Raw genomic sequence first — 820 nt, forward strand, 5'->3', positions numbered from 1 at the left:
ACAATAACTAACTAACCGTAGGGTGCGTCAGGCGAAAAAATCAGCAATGTCAGAAAACATTCAGTCCTGACGCACCCTACAATAACTAACTAACCGTAGGGTGCGTCAGGCGAAAAAATCAGCAATGTCAGAAAACATTCAGTCCTGACGCACCCGACCATAACTAACGACTACTAACTCAATATTATGTCGAACTACCGGAGAGCCACCATACCCGGAGCAACCTACTTTTTCACCCAAGTTACTTATCAAAGAATTCCTTGGCTGTGCAGCGATCTTGCTCGGGAATCTTTACGAAAATCCCTGCTCCGAGTCCAGCAACTTTACCCTTTTTCAATTGAGGCAATTGTTTTATTGCCAAATCACATACATTGTATTTGGACACTACCAGAGGGTGATAACAATTATGCAACTCGTTGGCGATTCATTAAAACTTTTGTCACACATAAATGCGCTGATAAATTAGGAATACCAGCCGAAATTAGCCAATCTAGACAAAAACGGAAAGAAAGAAATCTTTGGCAGCGAAGATTTTGGGAACATTTAATTAGAGATGAAACAGACTATGCTAATCATTGCAATTATATTCATTACAATCCAGTCAAACATGGTTTATGTCAGTCCCCCAAAGATTGGCAATATTCTAGCTTCCATCGATTTGTTGCCGAAAGCATTTATCCTGAAGATTGGGGAGCAAATGACATCCCATATATTCCGGCAGATATCGGTCACGAGTAGTGAGTCCGTAGGGTGCGTCAGCCGACGATTCTCTGTCTCTCGTTCCAAATTTTTACAACTGACGCACCCTACAATAACTAAC

1 protein-coding gene is annotated in these 820 nt (G+C 41.5%); it reads left to right on the forward strand.

Going from position 1 to position 820, the window contains the following annotated elements; genetic code table 11:
- Positions 1 to 186: 186 nt before the first annotated feature.
- Positions 187 to 738 carry an REP-associated tyrosine transposase gene (locus QUB70_RS04795; protein ID WP_332978678.1) on the forward strand — a complete coding sequence of 184 codons (552 nt, stop codon included), beginning with the start codon at positions 187 to 189 and terminating at the stop codon, positions 736 to 738.
- The last annotated feature ends 82 nt before the right edge of the window (positions 739 to 820 follow it).

Origin of the sequence: Microcoleus sp. A003_D6 (assembly GCF_036702825.1) — a bacterium.
Lineage (GTDB): Bacteria > Cyanobacteriota > Cyanobacteriia > Cyanobacteriales > Microcoleaceae > Microcoleus.

Excerpts from the sequence above, each read along its gene's own strand:
- QUB70_RS04795 (WP_332978678.1), top strand. The coding sequence starts at position 187 with ATGTCGAACTACCGGAGAGCCACCATACCCGGAGCAACCTACTTTTTC.